Source organism: Pseudomonas sp. EA_15y_Pfl1_P101, assembly GCF_963970835.1.
GTDB classification, from domain to species: Bacteria; Pseudomonadota; Gammaproteobacteria; order Pseudomonadales; family Pseudomonadaceae; genus Aquipseudomonas; species Aquipseudomonas tritici.
In genome coordinates this window covers 57,324-77,519 of sequence record NZ_CAXAPA010000002.1, presented here as the reverse complement: position 1 = coordinate 77,519, position 20,196 = coordinate 57,324, and the positions used below count along the sequence as shown (strand labels likewise).

16 protein-coding genes are annotated in these 20,196 nt (G+C 49.2%); 3 read left to right on the top strand and 13 right to left on the bottom strand.

Annotated elements, in window-relative coordinates:
- Window positions 1-355: 355 nt before the first annotated feature.
- From AACY36_RS02705 to AACY36_RS02685, 5 genes are all read right to left on the bottom strand, one after another.
- The gene (locus AACY36_RS02705) at window positions 356-3,607 is read right to left on the bottom strand and encodes an ATP-binding protein (protein ID WP_339496735.1); all 3,252 of its coding nucleotides are present in this window, start codon (window positions 3,605-3,607) and stop codon (window positions 356-358) included.
- 837 nt (window positions 3,608-4,444) lie between these two features.
- Window positions 4,445-5,095, bottom strand: a complete 651-nt coding sequence (locus tag AACY36_RS02700) for an HNH endonuclease (RefSeq protein ID WP_339496734.1) — start codon at window positions 5,093-5,095, stop codon at window positions 4,445-4,447.
- 4 nt (window positions 5,096-5,099) lie between these two features.
- Window positions 5,100-5,738: a hypothetical protein gene (locus tag AACY36_RS02695; protein WP_339496732.1), complete on the bottom strand. Its 639-nt coding sequence runs from the start codon at window positions 5,736-5,738 to the stop codon at window positions 5,100-5,102.
- 4 nt (window positions 5,739-5,742) lie between these two features.
- Window positions 5,743-8,013, bottom strand: a complete 2,271-nt coding sequence (locus tag AACY36_RS02690; protein WP_339496731.1) for a sensor histidine kinase — start codon at window positions 8,011-8,013, stop codon at window positions 5,743-5,745.
- A complete protein-coding gene (locus AACY36_RS02685) occupies window positions 8,013-9,287 on the bottom strand; it encodes a hypothetical protein (protein WP_339496729.1) in 1,275 nt (424 codons plus the stop codon). Before AACY36_RS02685 ends, AACY36_RS02690 begins: the two co-directional genes overlap by 1 nt.
- A gap of 456 nt (window positions 9,288-9,743) precedes the next feature.
- Here AACY36_RS02685 and AACY36_RS02680 point away from each other — a divergent pair, with 456 nt between their 5' ends.
- Both AACY36_RS02680 and AACY36_RS02675 read left to right on the top strand, forming a co-directional pair.
- Window positions 9,744-10,112, top strand: a complete 369-nt coding sequence (locus AACY36_RS02680) for a hypothetical protein (protein WP_339496728.1) — start codon at window positions 9,744-9,746, stop codon at window positions 10,110-10,112.
- A gap of 2 nt (window positions 10,113-10,114) precedes the next feature.
- Window positions 10,115-11,101 carry a tyrosine-type recombinase/integrase gene (locus AACY36_RS02675; RefSeq protein WP_339496726.1) on the top strand — a complete coding sequence of 329 codons (987 nt, stop codon included), beginning with the start codon at window positions 10,115-10,117 and terminating at the stop codon, window positions 11,099-11,101.
- 297 nt (window positions 11,102-11,398) lie between these two features.
- Here the strand turns inward: AACY36_RS02675 and AACY36_RS02670 are convergent, their stop codons facing one another.
- The 5 genes from AACY36_RS02670 to AACY36_RS02650 all read right to left on the bottom strand — a co-directional run bounded on the left by AACY36_RS02670 (window position 11,399) and on the right by AACY36_RS02650 (window position 15,468).
- Entirely contained in the window at window positions 11,399-11,749 is a 351-nt protein-coding gene (locus tag AACY36_RS02670) for a hypothetical protein (protein ID WP_047295889.1), read from the bottom strand.
- Window positions 11,750-12,225: 476 nt separating this feature from the next.
- Complete coding sequence (locus tag AACY36_RS02665) at window positions 12,226-12,675, bottom strand: hypothetical protein (RefSeq protein WP_339496724.1); 450 nt, start codon at window positions 12,673-12,675, stop codon at window positions 12,226-12,228.
- Between the two features lie 245 nt (window positions 12,676-12,920).
- On the bottom strand, window positions 12,921-13,175 hold the full coding sequence (locus AACY36_RS02660) for a hypothetical protein (protein WP_339496722.1): 255 nt from the start codon (window positions 13,173-13,175) through the stop codon (window positions 12,921-12,923).
- A 208-nt stretch (window positions 13,176-13,383) separates the two neighbouring features.
- On the bottom strand, window positions 13,384-15,270 hold the full coding sequence (locus tag AACY36_RS02655; RefSeq protein ID WP_339496720.1) for a hypothetical protein: 1,887 nt from the start codon (window positions 15,268-15,270) through the stop codon (window positions 13,384-13,386).
- Between the two features lie 3 nt (window positions 15,271-15,273).
- Window positions 15,274-15,468, bottom strand: coding sequence for a hypothetical protein (locus tag AACY36_RS02650; protein ID WP_339496719.1), 195 nt, complete (start codon window positions 15,466-15,468; stop codon window positions 15,274-15,276).
- Between the two features lie 1,271 nt (window positions 15,469-16,739).
- Here AACY36_RS02650 and AACY36_RS02645 point away from each other — a divergent pair.
- Window positions 16,740-17,651 (top strand): site-specific integrase, encoded by a 912-nt coding sequence (locus AACY36_RS02645; RefSeq protein WP_339496718.1) that lies wholly within the window; start codon window positions 16,740-16,742, stop codon window positions 17,649-17,651.
- A 359-nt stretch (window positions 17,652-18,010) separates the two neighbouring features.
- On the opposite strand, the gene repC is transcribed toward AACY36_RS02645, so the two are convergent.
- The 3 genes from repC to AACY36_RS02635 are packed head-to-tail and all read right to left on the bottom strand — an operon-like array spanning window position 18,011 to window position 19,981.
- On the bottom strand, window positions 18,011-18,859 hold the full coding sequence (gene repC, locus AACY36_RS28160; protein WP_445262850.1) for a replication protein C, IncQ-type: 849 nt from the start codon (window positions 18,857-18,859) through the stop codon (window positions 18,011-18,013).
- Complete coding sequence (locus tag AACY36_RS02640; protein ID WP_122455305.1) at window positions 18,849-19,745, bottom strand: helicase RepA family protein; 897 nt, start codon at window positions 19,743-19,745, stop codon at window positions 18,849-18,851. Before AACY36_RS02640 ends, repC begins: the two co-directional genes overlap by 11 nt.
- A complete protein-coding gene (locus tag AACY36_RS02635) occupies window positions 19,745-19,981 on the bottom strand; it encodes a hypothetical protein (RefSeq protein WP_054071027.1) in 237 nt (78 codons plus the stop codon). Before AACY36_RS02635 ends, AACY36_RS02640 begins: the two co-directional genes overlap by 1 nt.
- Between the last annotated feature and the right edge of the window lie 215 nt (window positions 19,982-20,196).

The window sequence follows — 20,196 nt, the reverse complement described above, 5'->3', positions numbered from 1 at the left end:
CAGCAGTAAACGCAAGCGTCCTTCCAATTCACCTTCCGAAGTCCACATTAAAGGCGATGGTGTCCGCGTATTGAAGCGGACGCTATAGCCCTTAACGTGAGGACGTCCATGCGCCAACGAAGCCCTTATCCCAAACCGTTCAAGGTCCAGGTTGTTCAGGAGTGGCTGCTGGGGGCTATGCTATCCAGCGTCGTCATCAACCACGGGATCAACGGCAAAGTTAATCGCAAGTGGCTGCCGCTTTACCGAGATCAGCCACGGGTGTGTTTATCTCTCCGACCTGCGCGCCCATCGCGACAGTACGGTTTGGGCAAATGGTGCCGATTAGGACGCCCATAGCAAGATCTCGGGTGAATCAGGTGATCGGTCTTGGAAATAACGGCACCCATGGCGTTGCGCCCGCTTTTTCACGGAACAGGACAGGCAAGGAGTTGTTCGGGCACGTGGCAGGCAATACCAACAGCAGACCCTGGTCCTGAAAGCCCAGCGGAGACTTGTACAGTTTAGCGCCCAGTTCCTGGCAGAGAGCTTTGGCGCGGTGCATTTCATCTGCATCGCTCCAGAATCCGATGCCTGATTTCGGAAACGCGAAATACTCGCTCGCCATGATTTCACAGGGGTAAAACTGAGAGGTGATATCAAATTTGCTGAGCGCAGCCGTGACCTTCTTCTCACCCTCTTCTGTAGATACCAACGCGATAGCCAGCAATGGAATTTTCAACGAGGATAATTGCTCTGCGATGGGGCCTACCAGCCCCGCGACTCCTTTCGAGAGCGTCTCGCCACTGCCCACCACGTCGTCGACGACGATCAGGGCTTTGGGAGGCCCCTCTTCTCGTCGCTGGATTCCGTTTAGACGCTTGAGCAGGTCGGCATGATCAAGTATGCAGGTGAGGGAGATGGCGTTGGCTTTAGCGTACTCGCGGGCGTACTGTTGACCGCTCTTCCCCGCTCCGTCAACGTAGGTGATCCACAAGTCCGTGCGCCGGTCGGTTTTTCTGGTTATCGTCAGCGCACCGATTGCCGGCCGCACCACGCGGTCATGTGCGAGTTTTAGATGGTCTTCAATTTCTACAGGTGACAGGAATCTAATGTGCTGCAAAGTCTTGAACAATAGCCTCTGGTTTTGCATCAACGGCAACTGATCTAGCCACGCCCTGACCTGCTCAGCGTTAATTTTTTGCGCGCGGTAGGTTGGCCAGGTAGTCACCAGTTGCTGAATCTCAGTGGAGGTAACATGCGCCTTGTCTTCCGCCTGCTTGATGCTAGCTTCAAGCTCATCTCCCAACGTGCTGGTAATCAGCTTGCTTAGACCGAATTCGGTTAGCCATGCTTCGAATATGGGAACCGTAAAAAACAGCTCGCCATTACGTTCGTATAAAATTTCCCTGCGCTGAAAGTCGCTGAGCAACGGAGTGATCTCATGTTCTGGAAGGTGCGCTCCCACTGCCTGCTGTTTGACATCATCCTCTTTTCGCTTGTGCTCTCTTAGCGATCGTCCGATACCGACCAGCAACCTGAGCCGCTTGAGTTCGGTGACCTCGGCAAGATCACGTTCGAAACTGATACCGTCCTTCCACAGATGCGCAAACGCGTTGGTATCGAGCTCCGGCAGGAGCAACGTCAACCCTCTGGAAATGTCTGGGGCAATAATCTCGGTATCTCGCTCTGCAACTGCTGCGCTTACAACCTTGGAGCACAGCAGCTTTGTGTAATATGGGTGGCCATGGGTCAGTGTGAAGAGTTCGTTGATCGCCGCCGCATCCCAATTCAATATGCCCTCGACAGGCTTGCTGATGAGCTCCAAATACTCCGTCCATTCGGAGCTCCGGGAAAAATAGTCCAGAGGCTCACGCGAGAATTTGTTCAGCTGGTCGCCTTGCGCGCCAATGATGAACGGCATTTTCTCACCGCCCACCAGGATGAACGCCAGATTCTTCCTGGCGGCAAGCGTTCGCAGATTAGCGAAGAAGGTTTCGGCCAGTGGCCCAGAGCGGTACAGCTCAGGATGGATTTCGTCGAACTCATCCAGAATGATGACAAATCGACTATTGGGATATTTTGCCTCAAGCTTTTTGGCCGCAATATTCAGGTCCGCGATCGACTCGGAAAAATCAGGGGTTGTGATCTCGGTCGCCGAAAGGAACTCGCTCAGGAACGAGTAGATGTTTTCCCCTAACGTCCTGAGTGTCTTTTGAGGGGTGGCAGAACAATACTCGCCATATTCAAGGTACAGGCTGTGAAAGTCTTCGTGTTCCTGAACGAGGTAGTTGGCCACAGCCCTGGCTAGGGATGTCTTGCCGATCCGCTTCTGGCCGGTAATGTACGAGGACGTCATGGGGCGCTTTAGCAGCTTGTTCGCTATCGCCTTCACCTTGGCGACCCGCCCCACAAACATGTCGCCCTCTGCGACCTCAAGGCTGTAGGGCTCCAGAGACTCCAAAGAAGCCCAGTCCACGGTTTCGTTCTGACCTTCGATCTTCACCTCGAAGATGCAGCTTTGCCTCGAACCGAAGACTTCTCCCCAACTGACCTCGATCGCTATCTCGAAGTGTTTCGATGCTTTGATGACGTAACCACCAAAACACATCGCGAAGTTGCCCGGAGGTACGTCTCCCAGACAAAGCTGGTCGTTTTCAAGCGCAATGTTGGAGTCCAGCCCGCAGTCGATTTCAACCACCACATCGACAGCTGTGCTTGGGCCTTTGTTGACCATCGGCAGGGTGAAGTTTATGTAGCGATCGACCTGATGCAGTGGGTATTTTTTTTCCGCGCATTTCGGGGGAGACCTCAAGGACTCGATCGTGGATCGGAATTTCTCCGAAGCAGAGCTTTTCACCTCCTCCAGCGCGTTACTCACTGCAATGAGGAATGGACCGACAAACCCGTCCGTGAAAAAAGACTGGCAGGTCTGCACCAACGCCATCGCCTCGGAGACGGCTCGCTCGGTGTCGTCAAAATTCGTCTTGTAGTCAGCCCCGCCGCTCGCGGATAGCGCCTCAAGCCCTTCGCATATCGACTCAAGCTTTATTTTGATCGGCACGATGTTGAAGGGATGCATATACCCTAAAAACAAATTGTGCCTGAGGCATTTCAGTATGGTGTTTTTCTGGCTGGCGATCTCTGAAAGTGAGCCAGACACCGTGGCCAAGGGAGTGTAGTTGGAACATACCGTGCTATGGAGCGAACGCAGAATATTCAGTTTTTCATAGGTCTGCTGTTTTTCGATCTTGGCAAATCTCATCAGATCAGGCGCGTGGCTTTCGATGATATTCAGGATCTTCCTGTCGACCAAACCATGGGGGTCATCGAGAGGCAATAACCCTTCAATCGAAATGCATCGAATCAACAGCACAGCGACGACGCGATGGCCAGTGGTGGCTGTTTCCACCTTGCTGAGAACGCGCTCAAGATTCGCGCCCGAGTAGTGACCGGTGAAATGGCAGACATTACCGATCGTCGCAACCAATGCGTCCCTGGCATCGGCATAGGACGCTGAGCTGTGCAGGCCAAGGCCAAGCTTTTGAATTTCAGCTTCAACCGTAAACACGTAATTTGCATCGACGGAAGCGTTTTGAAAAGCTTCGTGCCCTGGCATTGCAGTCATGTTTATTTCCCTATAAGAAACGGCTTTTATTATTCGAACTTATGAGCTGCTACTGCAACATAGACCACGGAGTAAGCAACGTCCAGAGCGCTTGCAATGGCTCAGAAGTGGCCATGGGTGACAGGAGCTGCCATTGTCACGAGACGGCACTTAGTGCACCACCCGGATGAGGTCGAAATGAAAGGGCGTCGAAAGGTCAGAACGGATAAGTGGCGGATTAAGGAACTGGTCATCAAGGAGGCACGGGCCATTCTTACCACCCGGGCAGTGACAAACGGACGATTTTTAAATATTGCAGCCCAGAGCATGCTCGAGGAGCCTGTCGGATTGTTGGCAGGGAGCTGCGGGGCACAGGCGGGCTCGCCGTCGAATTCATATAGGCGCATCGGAAATGAGTCCGAGGAATGCTAGGTTACCAGCTAGTCCCAGCGCTTGAGATTGTCATTGAGGTACTGGTGGTTTGGGGTATGGCTTTCTGGTTCGCCTCCTCCAATTCTTACTTAGGCGGGGGGCATCCGAAAGAGGTGTTACAAACTGACTTTGGCATCGTCTTGGATGCCGCGAGGGATGAAAGAGGTGTTACAAAGTGATCTGGACAGCGTGCTAGATGCCGTGAGCGATGAGGCATGTGGCATTTGCAAGGATGACCAGATCCGTATCAGGCAGCAAAAGATGCATTTATTCTGCGATCACTGAGCATGGATTCTCACAGAAGATCTTCCTTGGGGAGCGGAGCGGCTACGGGGTCTTCTTAGGTAGTAAGAGCATAGTGATAGGCTGATGGCTTTACCGACTATATGGCGTTTATCGGCAAACCACGCTTTTCCTCCTTAGTCTCTAAGAAACTCTTTTGTGAAGCATATTTAAAGCATCAGTTAACAGGTCCTTAACTTCGCGTAGTGAGATGGCCATATTTCGTGCGGTATCACGGTCGAAGTCATCGCTTTGCATGTAATCTACTAGGTCTTTTAATTTTTTGTCGACAATTTCATTGAGCTGCATCGCTTTATGAAGCGTAGCTCTCTTTCGCCTTAACTGGATTCTTGACTCTCTGTTAAGGTGCAGGAGTTCGAGCATATATTCCGCAACTGCTCCTGTAGTTAAAAGCTTTCCTGATTGATCTACTCGGAAGTAGTTGGATAATGGTTCCAAGAAAGGATCAATGAACCCAATAGCGCCGTCGTGAGATGCGTGCACATGAAAGTACATGCCTGTCGGCCAATTTTTTGATTTCCAGATATTGCATTTAGAGCAAGCTAAAACTAAATTGTTTGGATTGCTCTTGAGTTCCACAAAGTGCGCGTATGGCCTGAAATGGTCGATGTGAAAGCCTTCATTTCCATGCTCCGAAAGCAGTGCGTCACAATAAACACATCGCTCTTGACAATCTTCTTTTATTTCTGTTAGGTAATGATGGTAATCTGCGTAATAAGTGCCGTCGTTTTTTGTTGTGTAATTAGCGCGACGAGTGAGAATGGGATAGAACATTTTATTATTTGCCCGAAAGTAATTTTTCTATTTTGTTTAGCGTGTCTTCCTGGTCGTCTAATTTTCTTTTGAGTTCCATTGTCATAGTCGACTCCTCAATAGCTGCGGGAACTTCTCGCCAGAACTTTAACTCGTTTAGTTCAGATGCTTCTTCTGTTGAAATGTCAGATAAAACATATCTCTTTAATAAGTGTAGGAAGCGCTGTTCGCGTTCATCTAAAATTTGTTCGTAAGCGTTGATGTGGCGAACCATGCGTTTAATGGCACTCTCGAGCGCTGCACCTCCATCAGCAAAGTCATCTTTGCTTAATATGTACTCAACACTTTCTAGGTTTTCATCTATTTCGTCTGGATGATTGCTGAGAATGTATATGGGGATTTTGTCGTCCAGCTGTCTATACGCATCTGCTAGTTGACTTCCTATATAATCAGCAGTTCCTGCGACCTCAAGGTGTTCATCTACAACAATGGAAGCGATTCTCTGACGCATGCTGCAGATAAATTTGAGCATTAAAGGAAGGGTTGGCTGAGGTAATGCGCAAATTATTTCAAGCTCTTGCGGCAAATTTTTTCTTAGTTCTCGGCCGTAAGAGTCGAGCGCAGTTTGCTCCTCATCAATATATAGCACGACATTCTTTTCCATGGCGTCAGGCCTTGTTGTATGTGGTTAATGGGATGTTAATTGTAAATTCTGCTCCACCAAGTCTCCCTTGTGAAATCGCAGAAATATTCCCTCCCGTGTGATTGTCTACAAAACTTTTGACAATGGAAAGCCCCATGCCGGTGCCCTCAACAGCGCCTTTCCTATCCAGCCGAGTGCTATACATCGGCTGGAAGATTTGATCTTCTGTTCCTGACTCTAACCCAAACCCGCTATCAGCAAAGCTTATGGATAAGTAATCATCTTTTTCATGAATATTAACAGATATAAAACGTTCGCCTACTGCCGTCTTCTTAAGAGCCCATATAGAATTAGATATGAGGTTGACAAAAATACTCTCTAGGTCTATCTCAAAGGCAGTAATTTTTCGTTTGGTTTGGCAAGTAACGCTTGTCTCAATATTTTGTCTTTCTAGTGATACGCTTAAGGCTTTGAATACGCCTGATGCAACGTCGCCCACATCGACGGCTTTGCGCTTTCTCTTATCTGGCTTTATATTTCCCAAGGCAAACGATGCAAAGTTTCTCACAAAGCCTGTGCTAGAAATTATCGTTTTTAGGCAGTTTGAGAACTCCTCGTCATAAGGAGGTGTCAGCATGAAGATGCCTCTTTCAAAACTGTCTTTTAGGTTTTTCGCGTTAACTAATGAAAGGTTCGTAAACTCTTTTGCTTCATGGCCAAAGCAGACAGTGAGAATTCCCAAAGATGCCAGGTTTGCTAAAGTATCCTTCTCATGCTCTAACTCCTCAGCCTTTTTTTCTAAATGGATTTCTAGTTCGGTTGATCGTGCAGCGGCCTCTGCCAATCTAGATTCCACCTCGGCAATTCTACTCATTAGAGTTTCGGGTTGGTTAACGCTGATATCTTTCTGCTCTCCAGTATCAACATTTTGTTGAAGATTATTAGAGATTGACTCTTTAAGCTCTTCAACAACTTTTGTGGTGTCAGCTAGAGCCTTTTTAGCGAGCAGCTTTTTCTCTTCAGTGTCAGACCCGTCATCTTCTTCTCTGGCTATTTGATGAGCATACGATTCAAATCGATCAATGATTTTTAGGCAGAATGCTCGCATGTCATAAAATGCTTCTGACTCAACGATACCTTCACGATTTGTTTGATCTTCCAAGAGAGGATTAGTTTTTCTACCTATAAATACTGCACCAATTACCTGGTGCGGTCCGACTTTCCAACCACCTTGTTTAACTCCACCTGGACTGCGTGCGCGACGGATACCAAGATCTAGCCAATCACCTTTACCAGTGGGCTCGCCATAAGGGCGCACTCTGAATCTATCTCTATATATACGTATCCCTTGGTTTGCATTCATGAACTCGCGCCAATTACGCTTATTAAAGTCCACGCTTTTTAGGCCAGGTGCATCCCATGGGATAAAGTACATTTTAAGCTTAAGGGGACCAGCACTTGGTACCGGCGGGCGATCCTTAATCCAGTTTTTCCATTCTTTTGAATCGATTTTAAACTCTCGTCCGTCGGAGTATTTAAAGGTGGCGTTAACGATTTCGTCATCAAGGTCTGCTTCTACTACCCACCGTGCATATTCAACAGCAGACGAACTCGAGACAGGTCCATCTATTTCGACATAATCCGATTTAATAGAGATTGAGAAGTCATTAGCTTCGTCGAATGGAGAGATTAGAAGTGATAGCTCTTTCTTTAGGTCGGTTAAGAGACTCAAATTCCAGTCGTCTTTTAATCCCAACAACATAACGCGCGTGCCAGAGTTTTTTTCATTGTCCGGAAATCTTCCAGTCTCGTCCTGAATTTGACTGGTGTGTTTATACAGCTTGTGCCTTATCTGTGAGAGGGGCTTTACTGCATTTTCATATGCTTCCCATTCTATTTGAAGCTCTAATGCAAACTGGTCGCTTTCCCGTTTGGTCTGCAGAACTAATGTCCTACATAGTCTGTCCGCACCTAGTCGGCCAAGTCCTTTAGCTCCGGTGTAAATTCTGTCTTTTCCTGAAATATCCTGATGCGTCTTATGGCTTGTACCAATAATTAGCCAGTTTTCTTTTACGTCTTCGTAAGACATGCCTTCCCCATCATCCTCAATGATCAGAGATGGAGCGCCCTCTTCAGATTTAGTGAATGTGAGTCGGACGTTTTTAGCGTCGGCATCGTAGGAGTTTTTAATGAGTTCAGAAATAGCAACCATAGAACTCGATATGCTTTGCCGCCCGAGCTGGATAGGTAAACGAGCTGCGATCTCAAAAGGCAGTTCATCTAGCAGTTCTTTCATTAAAACCTCCATGGTATTTCTGATATTGCCGATACTGTTAAGTGACGACATCGTATTCTGCTATTAAGAAACTCATTAACATATTTTTCTTCGAGTAACTTTAAAAGTTCTCGGCACTTATCTAAGCTTCCATTCTTTGGCGTCAATACTATCAGGTGGTTTTCGACTGCAACTAATCTTTTTCCTAGCACTAGAGTCGGTACGGCACGATGTTTGTCTCTAGGGCCAGAGGTTCGTCGAATTGCTACGAAGGGAGGTTGGAACACTCTCCCTAAAAAATTTCGACTTTCCGGGATCTTACTTATTTCTCCCCAGCGGGGAAGAGTTTTTGGATGAATGTATGCATACAGTTTTCCTTCATGAGGGTCTCTGTATGGCACGACTGCTCCAACCGCCACTTCAAAAAAGTCTCGAAGTTTAAGCGAGCCAGCCTTGCCTAAGGTTTCCGCAGTCTGCCATTCAACTTTATCAAAGCCTTTTTTGTTAACCAGTCCATTGAGGATGAAAATATCAATGTCGGTTTGCTTGTCGAATCTGCCCTCGACAGATACGTTAGAATTGGTGAGTGCAGGCTCGACAGCGCTACGCCATGCTGCGAACCTACTTCCGCTCCTAAGAACATCTGGCAAAATAGCCGAAATCGAACAGCCGTCTTTTAGAACTAGTGATAACTCGTAGTAATAAATTGCCGCGTTGTTTATTTTACCGTTGGCCCAGCTATATCTCGCTGTAGTCTTCGAATTGCTGTAAGGAGGGTTTAGAGCGAGGTGCGTGGCCTTAGCGATGACGCTTAGGTTGTCTAAGCAGTCACCCGTGTGAATATTGATTAGCAAATCTAAAAGTTCAGATAGGCTTTTATCTGCTTTCGCTCCCCTTACTAAACTTTCTAGCACTATTCTCAGCTTGGTGCAATAAACAAACTCTGGGAATAAGTCGATGCCGCAAAGTTGTTTTCCCCATTGCCTCAAAGTTTCACTGGCTAAAGGCATTACAGACAGTTTTCTTGATGCTGCAACCAGCAGACTTCCTGAGCCGCATGTGGGGTCTACGACTAGAGCGGTATCATCAATTGGCACGTTAAACGAGTTTATTGCTTTTTCTGCCAAAGCGTCGCTGGTAAAAAACACTCCTGATTCACGAAGAGTCGTAATGTCTATCAGTTCCCTGACTTTAGATGCTGTAATATTGCTGTGGTTGGAAAAAGAACTAGAGTCTTTTTTCCAAAGGTAGAAGACTTGCTCAAGTTTCGTATTGTATTCCGCAAAGCCTTCCATTTGTTCCCCATCATAAATCTGATCTGTTTCTATGATTGATTGGTTTTGAAAAAAACTATAAAAGCTAAGGTTTATAGGGGTTTTTATTTTTTAAACTATCCATCTATTTAGCCTTCAGCGTAAAAAAGCATTTGATCGCCACTCAGTAATCCTGAGGGGATTACCATCCTTAGCACAAATATACAGCAGTGCTTGGGTGGCACACGAGCAGGATCTGAGCGGTCAGTCGGAGGATTTGGGTCAGACAAGCGCTCCGTACGATTAATAAGTCTTGGGTAAGCCTAGGGAGTGAACGGTTTTCACTGGTTGACTCGCCTTAAGGCCCTCTACATAGGAGGAGAAGCCGCGCATCCTGACCCTAACCTGATGCGCTACTAGCTTGCGCGAGGGCGACCACGCGGCATAATAAATTAGTGATAAAATACGTTATCACCAATTATTTGAAAGGATCTCATCATGGCGCCACGCATCAACACTGGGCACGACAAAGGCTACAAATGTGTAAACGCAAATTGTGGCCAGCACAATTTGATTCTGAACATGGCCGCTGTGAACGACGATGACTGGACCTGCAAAACCTGCGGAGGTCCTCTGAATGTCATGATTGTCAATGCAAATACGACGATTTTCGTGAGGCGTATTCGCGCTCGAGACGTAGCGGTAGGAGACCAGATGTATTTGCCCCACAAATTCAGCATTGCTCATCCAGTGGTGGATTCTGGAATGGCCACAGAAAAAGCCTTTGCCCATAAGTGGAGATTGGCTATGAAAAAAGGGGGAGGAGTGGTTTATCGAATGCCTGACGAATTTGTAGATCTCTCATAGCCATGAGTGACCCTATCAATCTACCGGCCAGCGCATCGAGCGATCTGCAGATCACTGGCGAACGCCGTCTGACCGCTGCCGAGTTTCAGATACTGGCTGAGGTGCCGGCAGCGGTCGAATGGTTCGCCAATATCGACAACCCACGCACCCGCCGTGCCTATCAAAACGACCTGGCCGACTTCTGCGGTTTTGTCGGGCTCACCGGCGCCGAAGAGTTTCGCGCAGTCACCCGTGCGCACGTCTTGGCTTGGCGCGCCCAGCTCGAAGACCGAGATCTGGCCGGAGCCACCATCCGCCGCAAACTCGCTGCCTTGGCCAGCCTATTCGATCACCTCCTTGAGAACAATGCCATCGCCGGCGGCAACCCGGTGCATGGGGTGAAACGACCACGTATTGAAACCAATGAAGGGAAAACGCCGGCACTCGGTGATCACCAGGCCAAGGCCCTGCTTGATGCCCCAGATCCGGAGACGCTCAAGGGCAAGCGCGATCGGGCGATTCTGGCGGTGCTGCTGTACCACGGCCTGCGCAGGGAGGAAGCCGCGCAACTCATGGTGGCTGATATCCAGGAACGTCGCGGCATCAAGCACCTGCAGATCCACGGCAAAGGCGGCAAACTGCGCTTCCTGCCGCTGCACCCTACAGCGGCCGAACGCATTCATGGTTACCTGGAAATTTCAGGTCATCACTTAGTCGGCGCCGACGCGCCACTGTTTGTGCCTCTGCGCGGTCGTGCGACAGGTGCTGGTATCAGTGCCAACGGGATCTACATGATGGTGGGCAGCTATGCAAAGACGGTGGGCATCGAGGTTGCCGGACTTGGCGTGCATGGTCTGCGTGCTACCGCCGCTACAAATGCCTTGGAGCACGAAGCAGACATTGCCAAGGTACAAGCTTGGCTCGGTCACGCCAATATCAGCACAACCCGGATTTATGACCGCCGGCAGCTCAGGCCGGAGGATTCGCCCACATTCAAAATAAGGTATTAGCCATACCTGTTCGGTAGGACGATTTTGGGTAGCCGTTCTCAAATATCCTAAATTATCTCGCTGACTATAATCGCCCTGTAAGCCTTGTCATAGCGGCGTTAGGTCGAATAGAAGTCTTGGAATCGATACGTGAGTCGCCCCGGTTTCCTCCGATAGTGAGCAACCAGTTTGCTGGTCAAATCGAAAGCAAATGCCTGCTCAAGTCCGTGCAAGTACGCACTCATCGTCCATCAATCGCGTGCTTAGGTAATGAGGCGAAGGCTGCAATTCTCTGTACCCTCCCTCCATGAGTCACATTTACTTGTTTGGATCGAATTGCTGCCAAGAATCAGGCATGCCTGTGCCGAAGCCGCAATTTAGGCAATCCAGCCCTTTCTCATCAACTGATCGATTGAAAGCAAAGGTCTTGCCTTTAAGGTCGGTCAGTAGCAGCTTTTCGCCTTTGCTTTTTGCTTCCCAAGTTTGCTCACTAAGGATCTTTTTCTGAAAAGGATCGACCTTCACTACCGTGGCCTTACTGCCCTTAATATCGATGGCCACCAGTGGACCTACTACGCCTTGCATAGCTCGATAGCTGCCTTCAAATGGATTGCCGCAACCACTCAGACCGACGCACAGCCCGATAAGGCAACCAATCTTTTTAAGCATCTGACGATCTCCTTAACAATTGATCTTGCCGGTCATCCTCTACGGACTGACTGCGTGACAGAAGCTTTCCAGTCTGATCGCTTGAATTCCTCAGTTGGACAATTAACTGATCAAGCCCCAGCTCGGTCAGAAAGATCGCCAGCTTGTCGAGACTTTTGAAGGTTCGCTCGCCGCCTCGCTGCCGGCGTAACGACATAAATTCGGAACCTAATTGAATGCGCAATGACCACCCATCGCGGGTGCGAAGGGCCGAGATATCATGCACCAAGCCTGAAGCCAGGTACCGCCGTAGATCAGCTTCGAAAATTAAGGACATAGACCACGCATCAGAATTGGAGCAGGGGGGCAGCCCGTAGGTCTTCCCCCCTATCACCAGCAGCAGAGTTTATTGGATTTTACCCTTCTACTACCCTGAAGCGCTGCGGACTCGATGATATCAATGAGCTAAAAAATATCAATAAATAAATACTGATATATCAATAATTGATTTTTGATAGAGCGCGCTGAAATGCTTCAGGAAGATCCGTCTCGCTTTCACCCACGCGGCTAACCGTTCCTAGCCCACCACAGCTTCCTCTCGAGCAATGGAGACGGCCTTCCAGTCCCAACCATCCTTCAGAAAGGACTGCCTGGCCCCCACCCGCAAAGTCGAGAGTGATAGTCAGAAAAGTGGATGAATACTTGAAGGGGTAGGTGTTCAGGATCCCGTGGTGCATCGCATCGTACGAGTACATTTTCCCGTCCCCTGATCTGTCGATCTTGAGCACTTTATAACCGGTACTCAATCCGCCGTCGCTGATGTAGTACCCACTTACCTCTGACGAAATCAGTTCTGGGATTTTTTCCCAAGGGGTCAACCCCAAGCCACAACAAGCGGCCACACAAAGTACCTTCCACCGTTGCTTCAAAGGGTGCTCCTTTTTCATCAATACCAAGTCCAGAGAAATGCGACCACGATCCCCCACAACACGCAGCAGAAACGCTTTCTAAGCGTGCACTGATGGGTACGGTGCGTTGCGTATATTGCTGATATGGTCGCGATGATCAGAAGTGCCAGATAAGCTTTGTGGGCAGTGCTATAGGACGCCTGAGGGAGCAACGCAACAGTCATCGGAAGTAACGCGATCGCGGAGATCACCCACGCAACGACAACCCTGTGATAGGCCATTTTTCAAGCTCTCCCTACGTAAGGCACCGTCGCAACTGGCAGCTCATTGATCAAGTGTTGCAGCTGCACCTCATGGATTTCCGCCATTCGGTCATCAAAGCCGTTTCGTCGATTTAGCTCCGCAGTCACCAGATACCAGGTCAAAGCGTCCAGTGATGGCGTCTCAAAAAGCCGAATCTCGATGGGGGTCGTTTCATCCCACTCATAAGCGCCTATTCCGCTCAGTTGGGGCGACAGAAAATACTGATCCCCACGCATGACCCATACCAATCCCGGCCAAGGGGCGAGGCATCAAACAGGTACCTGAGGTCGACCGGGTTGTCCCAGTTTTCGCAGTACGTGGCCGTTAGGTAATAATCGAATGTAAGGCTCATTTGGGTGCACTCAAGCAGGGGCGAGTCTGCATCGAAGCATGAGGACTCGCGTGCCAGAACCACGTCCACAACGACGCTGCGTGTACTTCGCACTACTGATTGTCCGAAGGGTTGAGCGGCGATCGACGCTTTTCGGCACGCTCGCCGCGAGTGGTCCGATTTTTCTGCTGACCTTCTGATCTATCGGCAGAGCTTGGTCGAGAAAGACGTTGACCGGCAGACTCGCGGCTTTGCCGTGAAGGCGGCGGCGTATCAGCCCTGCTAGGGGTGCCACCTGGTGACGACCCAGGCGAGCCCAAGGTTTTTTGTGCTTGTTGGATCTTTGCTCGGAGTAGCTCTTGCTTTAGACCGGCGCTCTTGATTGCCGACATCTTAGAGAGTCCGCCGACTATTGAGCCCGCGACAGATGCAGCGATACTTCCTAATTGGGTGAAACTGGCAGCACTGTCTGTTTTTGGTAGCGATTGAACTCTCAAAAGCGCTGCAGCAGCCCATGTCGCGACCAGAATAACGAATCCGGCACCACCGGCTAAAACTCCGCGCATGCCATTAATCTCCATTGGCGTACCAGAGCTATTAATAGCAGTTGCAGCTTGTATAAAACTAATGCTGGCTAATTGGCTAGCAACTAAATAAAGAATACCTTCAGCAAAAAACAATGATAGATATGTAAATACAAGCAGCCGTATCCAATAGAGCAATATCTCAATACCAAAGACACATGCCAAAAGCGCTACCAGCGGGAATATATGAATAAGAGCGGCTTGTCCCATTGCTGTTAAATAGACAAACCATGGAAGCTTTGCCGCTAGATCTAAAGTTGCAAGTGCACCGTTTGCTTCATTGAGTGCTCCAATCGCCTCAGATGCATTTTCGCGAACCTTTGAACTAAAAGACGACCCATCAGAGCCGGAATAAAGAGATCCTAGGCTTTTATTGACAACATCTGACCAAGCTCTAACCCCTGCGACAACAGATGGCTCTGTATCAGGTGCTAAATTAGAAGGTCGAATACGGTCTCCCACTGCCCTATATCCCTCTTCAGCACCTGCTTGCGCAGCCTGATAAGCCTCATAGCAATTTTCCGGAACGAAATATCTATTATTTACACCTGATGGCTCTGCTAACAACGCCGGATCAGAAAGCGAACCATCGGCAACCTCCCAAGGGTTCAGGTAGCCAGCGGGTTCCTCAACACCACCTGACAACCTAGACTTCCATCCAGATTCACTGGGTAGCAAATATCTTTTTCCAGTGGGCCATTTATCGCTACTCATTTGCTCTAGCGCAGCTTTTCCCGCTGATCTTCGTTCGCCTGCCTTGTAAATATCCATTAAAGCTTGAGCTTGTCGAATTTGTGAAAACCATGAAAAATTTAGACCTGAAACTTTATCGGCAGTATTGCTACTAAGTATAGAGACTTGAGATTCTGGTACTCCGAGCGCACCACCACCCCGAAGCCCAATAGCTTGCCAAGTAGTTTCCGAAACGTTATTGTCATCAGTAGGGCTTGGCTCGCAATATACTTTGTAATCTTTCATTAGCTTAGCCAAATCACTTCCCATGAATGGACTGATTTCCCGTTCGGTAAGATCGGCAATCGTCAGCGCGGATTGTTCGTTATTTTTAGTTCGATACACCTGGACGAGCTTTTCATATGTAGGGAGAATTACTTTAAGTGTAAATGATTGTCCTTTTGTCATTTCCATGCTGGCACGACCAGGGAAGGTCACGGTTTCAGGCTGCAAAGCGATGAATACGAACAGCGATGTTATAAAAACCCCGAAAGGCATACTGGTGGGCCTGCCTCGCACCAGATTCCAGATAATCCAAGATAATGAAATGTAAGGCACAGCTCTGGCGAGCTGGCGAACTATTTCAGCAAGCTCAGCATTCTTTGTTCCCATCGATATTAACGATGAAATCATTGCGTCAAGACCGCTTTGAAATAGCCACCCAAAATTACCAAACTCGCCCATTCGTTAGGCCTCGATACTTGAGAAAATCTTTTTAGGTACGGTAAAAAAAATCGCTACGGTTCCAATCACGAAAACAAGTGCTGCCCATATGAGTCCAGCGGCTGTATACACATAATTTTCCAGCACCGTGAATCCCACAACCAAAATTACTAACGTCGCCAGCCTGGATGGACTCATCTCAGTATTAAGCACCTTCACGATAACTCCTCACCTGTCCTTAAGGAGTTTCACTCTGAAGTAAAATTCGTAAAGATCAACTCAAAACAGGCCATCCGAATTCAGTCCCACTGCTAGCCAGCGATCAGTCAACAATGGTTCATGGAATGCGGTGTCATCAAAATCTCAGTTCGTTCAGCTTAGGCTGAACGTGCAGCGCTTTACGCGCTGCTGCGTGCGAAGCACGCGGCTCTGTCAGGGTGCTTCGCTACGCTCAACACCATGAACAGAGCCGCGTCCCGCGATCAAAAGCAAAATCGATGTGACATTCAGTATTTGCTATTGACCTTAAACTAGCGTCGATAGCAAGATCAAATCGCACCCGAACTAGCTATGCGAGTTCTCCTCACAGGATGTCACGCTATTTCGTGCGTTCTTTCTAGACTGCTAATTCAGTCTGCGTGAGTGGTGCGGGGTTATGCGGCAGCTATTGCTGCCCGTTACCTCGCTTCCCAAGCATCAGTTTGCTAATTCAATCTGCATGCTTGGTCATCCTGAGTTGATTAGCCATCACCTCAAGGCGTTGTATTAGGCTTGATGCTGGGTTTTGCTTCGGCCGTGCATCAGATTCATCACTGTCTAACTCTGACAATAAATTGAGTTGTATCAGGCGCGAAAACCTGGCAAGGGGTCAACCCTTCGACTCTGTCGATTAGACAGCGAAGCAAACAGTGAGAGTGCGAAAGCGCATCGTTGCGGTACTTCGGTATCTGCATCTGATAAGTCCGACACTGCAAAAAAAGGGGCTAGGCATCCGCTGGATGTCGGAACCACATACTTGAATTCCAAGCGCCCCATTTGGGTTGCAGCTGAAATTTAAGTCTTTAAAGTGGTTGCTGTAACTTACAGCGAGATCTAAAGATTTATGAATAGTAAGCTCAACGGGCATCACGAAGAAATTTTATCTCTGCGGATACAGCGCTATACGTTGGTGATGATTCAACGTTGGCTGCTTGAGCAGCGTAGGGTAAAGGTCTGTCTTTCAGCAATTTCCAGATCAATCCATAGATCACTAAGTACTCAGAGGCAGCAGTCACTTTCCATTTCAGACTCCGAGTTCAAACGCTACCGAAACGACGTAGACGCGAGCTTACAGCGACGAACCTATCGTCGACACTTGAGTAAATATATTGGTCTAATCGAGAATTATCGATATGTCAGGGGCTTTGGTGCTGAGCAAATTCTTATAGAGCTGCGGGCCCAAGGAGTGGAAACGTCTTTGAGCTCTATCGTCAGAATGTTGCAGGTGATTAGTGAGCAAAAAAATCAAAAGTCCTCGCTCTAGAGAAAAGAGAACATTTGCCAAGCCCTCCACTCAAGCAAAGATCCTTAGTAAGGCAATGTACAACTCCGGGCTTGTCTCGGGGCTTGGCACTTCGCACAGTTACGAGGCTAGCCTTAAATTGGCCGCACAATGGCTTCGTGGGGCAGGACGAGGAGCATTACACGAGCTTACTCCGAAGGCAGCTAAAGCTTACCTGTATGAGCGCTCCAGAGAAGTAGGTCAAAAAACTTTAGACAGAGACCGGCAGGCTCTTCAGGCTGTATTACGCCAACTTGGAAGGCTAAGTGATAAGCAGCGTTTGAGTGTAATTCAGGCAGAGAAGCCACAGAACCTAACCAGCCGAAATTATACTGCAGAACAAGTGCAAAGAATTCTTTCTCATCAGACCGCGCGTAATGCGCTTAGCACCGAGTTAGCCGCTACAGCCGGCCTGAGAGCTCACGAACTACTGACACTACTCCCAGCATCCGAAAGGGCAATGGATGATCGTCCTGCTGACCCAGGAAAGTTTCGAGAAGGTGTTAGATATACTGTGGTAGGAAAAGGAGGGCTTGTTCGCGAAGTAAGCTTGCCAAAGAACTTGGTTGCACAACTCGAAGCTCGCCGGCTAGATGCGCCTGTCATTGTCATAGATCGTCGAATTCATTACAAAAGCTTCTACGATATAGCGGGTGGGCAATCGTGGTCTCAATCTTTCTCGCGCGCGAGTAACTCTGCACTGGGCTTTAGCAACGGAGCGCATGGTTTAAGACATTCATACGCTCAGGATAGAAACCGCGAGGTTCAAGCTGCACTAGGTGAGGTACAGCGCGCAAAAGCTATTGTCTCCCAGGAGTTAGGGCATTTCCGTCCAGAGATCACCGACACCTACCTGCGTTGAGCGTCATGTCGACGTCCAGGCCTCCTTGTTTCCAAGTCGCATCGTCATGGCGCCCCAGGCTTTCAAGTCAATACCGCATCAACAGAAGAATCAAAAGCCTCTGATTAGAAAAAACAGCAGGGCGACGGGGGCTTCGGAACCGGTGCTTTAGGTAGTGGTTAATGAGCTCGCAAGGCCGGGCCTCGTCTAACGAGGGGCCGGCGTATAGGGATCTCTTAGAGATCTCCTAGTAAGCAAAATATTGCTTGGTCTGGAGGCCTTGATTTTAAGGGCTCTCCAGCGACGTACCTATTTTTCTACGTTGGTGAAAGCGCGATAGCCTGTTGGTGAAAGCGCGATATATTGTTGGTGAAAACGCGTCAGTCGGATTTGATTCGAGGTCGATAAATTCGAAAATGGGATCGTATGCCCTCGCCGCGAAATTTGACGCGCCAGCCAATTTCGCTAATTTCGACTAGTGCTTTGCGACTCTGTGCGCGACGCCATCTCTGTGTTGCTGAATTGTCGCTCATTGGGCCCCAGATTCTTCGAGACACAGTATCCAAGCCCGTCCAGTAGCACTCACTGTTTTCATGGACAGTGGCCGATAACCACGCATGCAGAAGCTTAGCTGGATCACCGTCCAACATCCTGCGCTCCTTTAGGCATACTTTCACATACTGTCGATCAAATAACGCCTGTACGAATCGAGAATTGAGCGCAATGAGCACTTCTCCATTCGGTGCCGTTGCGACGCTGAGTAAGCGCATAGACCAATCATATCCATCCCTTCTAGCTCTGCAGCCAACCTGAGAAAGCCTATAAAGCGAGTCTTTAAGGCGACCGTAATCGCCGGCACGAGTGGGGAGATTGGCTGCCGTCAACAGTTGGTAGCACGTCGTAGTGAGCGTTAAAGCACTACCCCCTAATGCATCCCGCGAGGGATGCAGTTCTGACCAAAGCTGCCGGGTTATTAAAGAGTCACTTTCTGCTCCTATTAGATCGCGGCCAAGCCCGGCTAAGCCCACGATGGCCAGAAGGATTGATTGATCTCGAACATCCAGCCACTCATAGCAGGTGAACAAGAAATGTGTGTTGTCGTGCCTGTGTTCCACTGCGAGCCCGACTGGTCGCTCACCGTATTTATAAGCCCGGAATAGCGAAGCAGCAGCCAGTGCCGGGTCTAAAATTGTGTATATGGCGTCCTTGCCACGAATATCAGAGCGCATTTGCCGCCTCCCGTCCTTTTCGAGGCTTCATACTTGTCGTTCGCCTGATCTGGGCCGGTATCAGCACGCCGCCGTCCGAACGTTTGTACCACTGCTGATCAAGTGCGGCAGCCCCATAGTTGAGCTTGCTCTCGCCTAGGCGAACGTATTGGCTATGCAGCCCAGTCAGGGGCGTTGAGAGCTGGGAGCTGTCTATCAGGCCCTTGGCTTCCTCCTCGGTCATTTGCGTTAGATATCCACACCATCGAGCGTTATCAATCAATGCTGAAGCTCCGCGAGAGGAATACTGATCGAGTTGACCATCCCGTCTGCTGGCTTTGCTCACGTGGTGAATGAGAAGAACTGCGGCGCCGCTTTTTATAGCTAGCTCTTCCAATCGCGAGATCAGAAGAGACATGTCCCTGTTGCTATTCTCATCTAGGCCATGAATGCGGCTTACGGTGTCGAAGACGATCAATCGAGGAGTTTCTTGCAGCTGCAAGACGGTATCTATGCCTTCGCTGGTCATAACGTCTAGGCGTTTGCCCATCATCGCTTCGATCGTCAGATTCCCAACTATCGCATCCAATGCTTCAGCGGCGTTGTCCGAGTGTTGTGCCCGCTTCTGTATGCATCGACCGATGGCATGGATCCGGTGAGCGAGAACCTGCTCACTATCTTCCAGAGCCAGGTAAACCACTTGGCCATTCGAGGGAGGGTTGATTTCAACGAGGTTTCCTTCGGGTACATGACAGGCCACCGCAATTGCCGCCTGCAGAGCCCAGAAGCTTTTGCCTGTTCCGCCAGGTGCTACGAGCGCGCCGACGGTACCAGCTACGAAGCTGCCGAACACATAGTCCAATGCCGGTGGCCGGGTTACGAGCGCCGACCTAATGTCGATCGGCATCACTCACCTCCAGCCAGCAAATTTGCAACATCAGCCGCTCGGAAGTAGATCAGGCGGCCAAGCCGAAGCTTCATGGCATGTAGAGAGGCAGCGAACTCGCTTTCTGCCGGATGCGCAATGGTGTAGTCCAGCCCCTTTTCACTTCTGTGTAGCAGCTCTGCCAGCTGCTTCTTTGTTAACAAGGGGCCGTATCGGTCAATGAGCTGTTGCTCAAAACGGGCGTTACTAGCAGTCATCTGGGTATCCACGCTTTAGGTTGATGACTAAATAGTGGAAAGGGACTGCCCTATTTTCTGGCTTTGAAAGCTGCCTGGGGGAATTAATCGCAGAAAGTTGGGAAATGGGGGGGCGCTCAAAAAAACATCGCGCTGTGGATAGGGATTTCCATATCAGTGCAGGGGAGGAAAGGGTAGAAAAGTTTTCGCATGCAGAATCTTTTCTACCCTATTTA

Excerpts from the sequence above, each read along its gene's own strand:
- AACY36_RS02635 (WP_054071027.1), bottom strand. The coding sequence starts at position 19,981 with ATGACTGCTAGTAACGCCCGTTTTGAGCAACAGCTCATTGACCGATAC.
- repC (WP_445262850.1), bottom strand. The coding sequence starts at position 18,859 with ATGCGCTCTGATATTCGTGGCAAGGACGCCATATACACAATTTTAGAC.
- AACY36_RS02675 (WP_339496726.1), top strand. The coding sequence starts at position 10,115 with ATGAGTGACCCTATCAATCTACCGGCCAGCGCATCGAGCGATCTGCAG.
- AACY36_RS02700 (WP_339496734.1), bottom strand. The coding sequence starts at position 5,095 with ATGTTCTATCCCATTCTCACTCGTCGCGCTAATTACACAACAAAAAAC.
- AACY36_RS02665 (WP_339496724.1), bottom strand. The coding sequence starts at position 12,675 with ATGAAAAAGGAGCACCCTTTGAAGCAACGGTGGAAGGTACTTTGTGTG.
- AACY36_RS02670 (WP_047295889.1), bottom strand. The coding sequence starts at position 11,749 with ATGCTTAAAAAGATTGGTTGCCTTATCGGGCTGTGCGTCGGTCTGAGT.
- AACY36_RS02655 (WP_339496720.1), bottom strand. The coding sequence starts at position 15,270 with ATGGGCGAGTTTGGTAATTTTGGGTGGCTATTTCAAAGCGGTCTTGAC.
- AACY36_RS02690 (WP_339496731.1), bottom strand. The coding sequence starts at position 8,013 with ATGAAAGAACTGCTAGATGAACTGCCTTTTGAGATCGCAGCTCGTTTA.
- AACY36_RS02695 (WP_339496732.1), bottom strand. The coding sequence starts at position 5,738 with ATGGAAAAGAATGTCGTGCTATATATTGATGAGGAGCAAACTGCGCTC.
- AACY36_RS02680 (WP_339496728.1), top strand. The coding sequence starts at position 9,744 with ATGGCGCCACGCATCAACACTGGGCACGACAAAGGCTACAAATGTGTA.
- AACY36_RS02685 (WP_339496729.1), bottom strand. The coding sequence starts at position 9,287 with ATGGAAGGCTTTGCGGAATACAATACGAAACTTGAGCAAGTCTTCTAC.
- AACY36_RS02705 (WP_339496735.1), bottom strand. The coding sequence starts at position 3,607 with ATGACTGCAATGCCAGGGCACGAAGCTTTTCAAAACGCTTCCGTCGAT.
- AACY36_RS02640 (WP_122455305.1), bottom strand. The coding sequence starts at position 19,745 with ATGCCGATCGACATTAGGTCGGCGCTCGTAACCCGGCCACCGGCATTG.
- AACY36_RS02660 (WP_339496722.1), bottom strand. The coding sequence starts at position 13,175 with ATGCGTGGGGATCAGTATTTTCTGTCGCCCCAACTGAGCGGAATAGGC.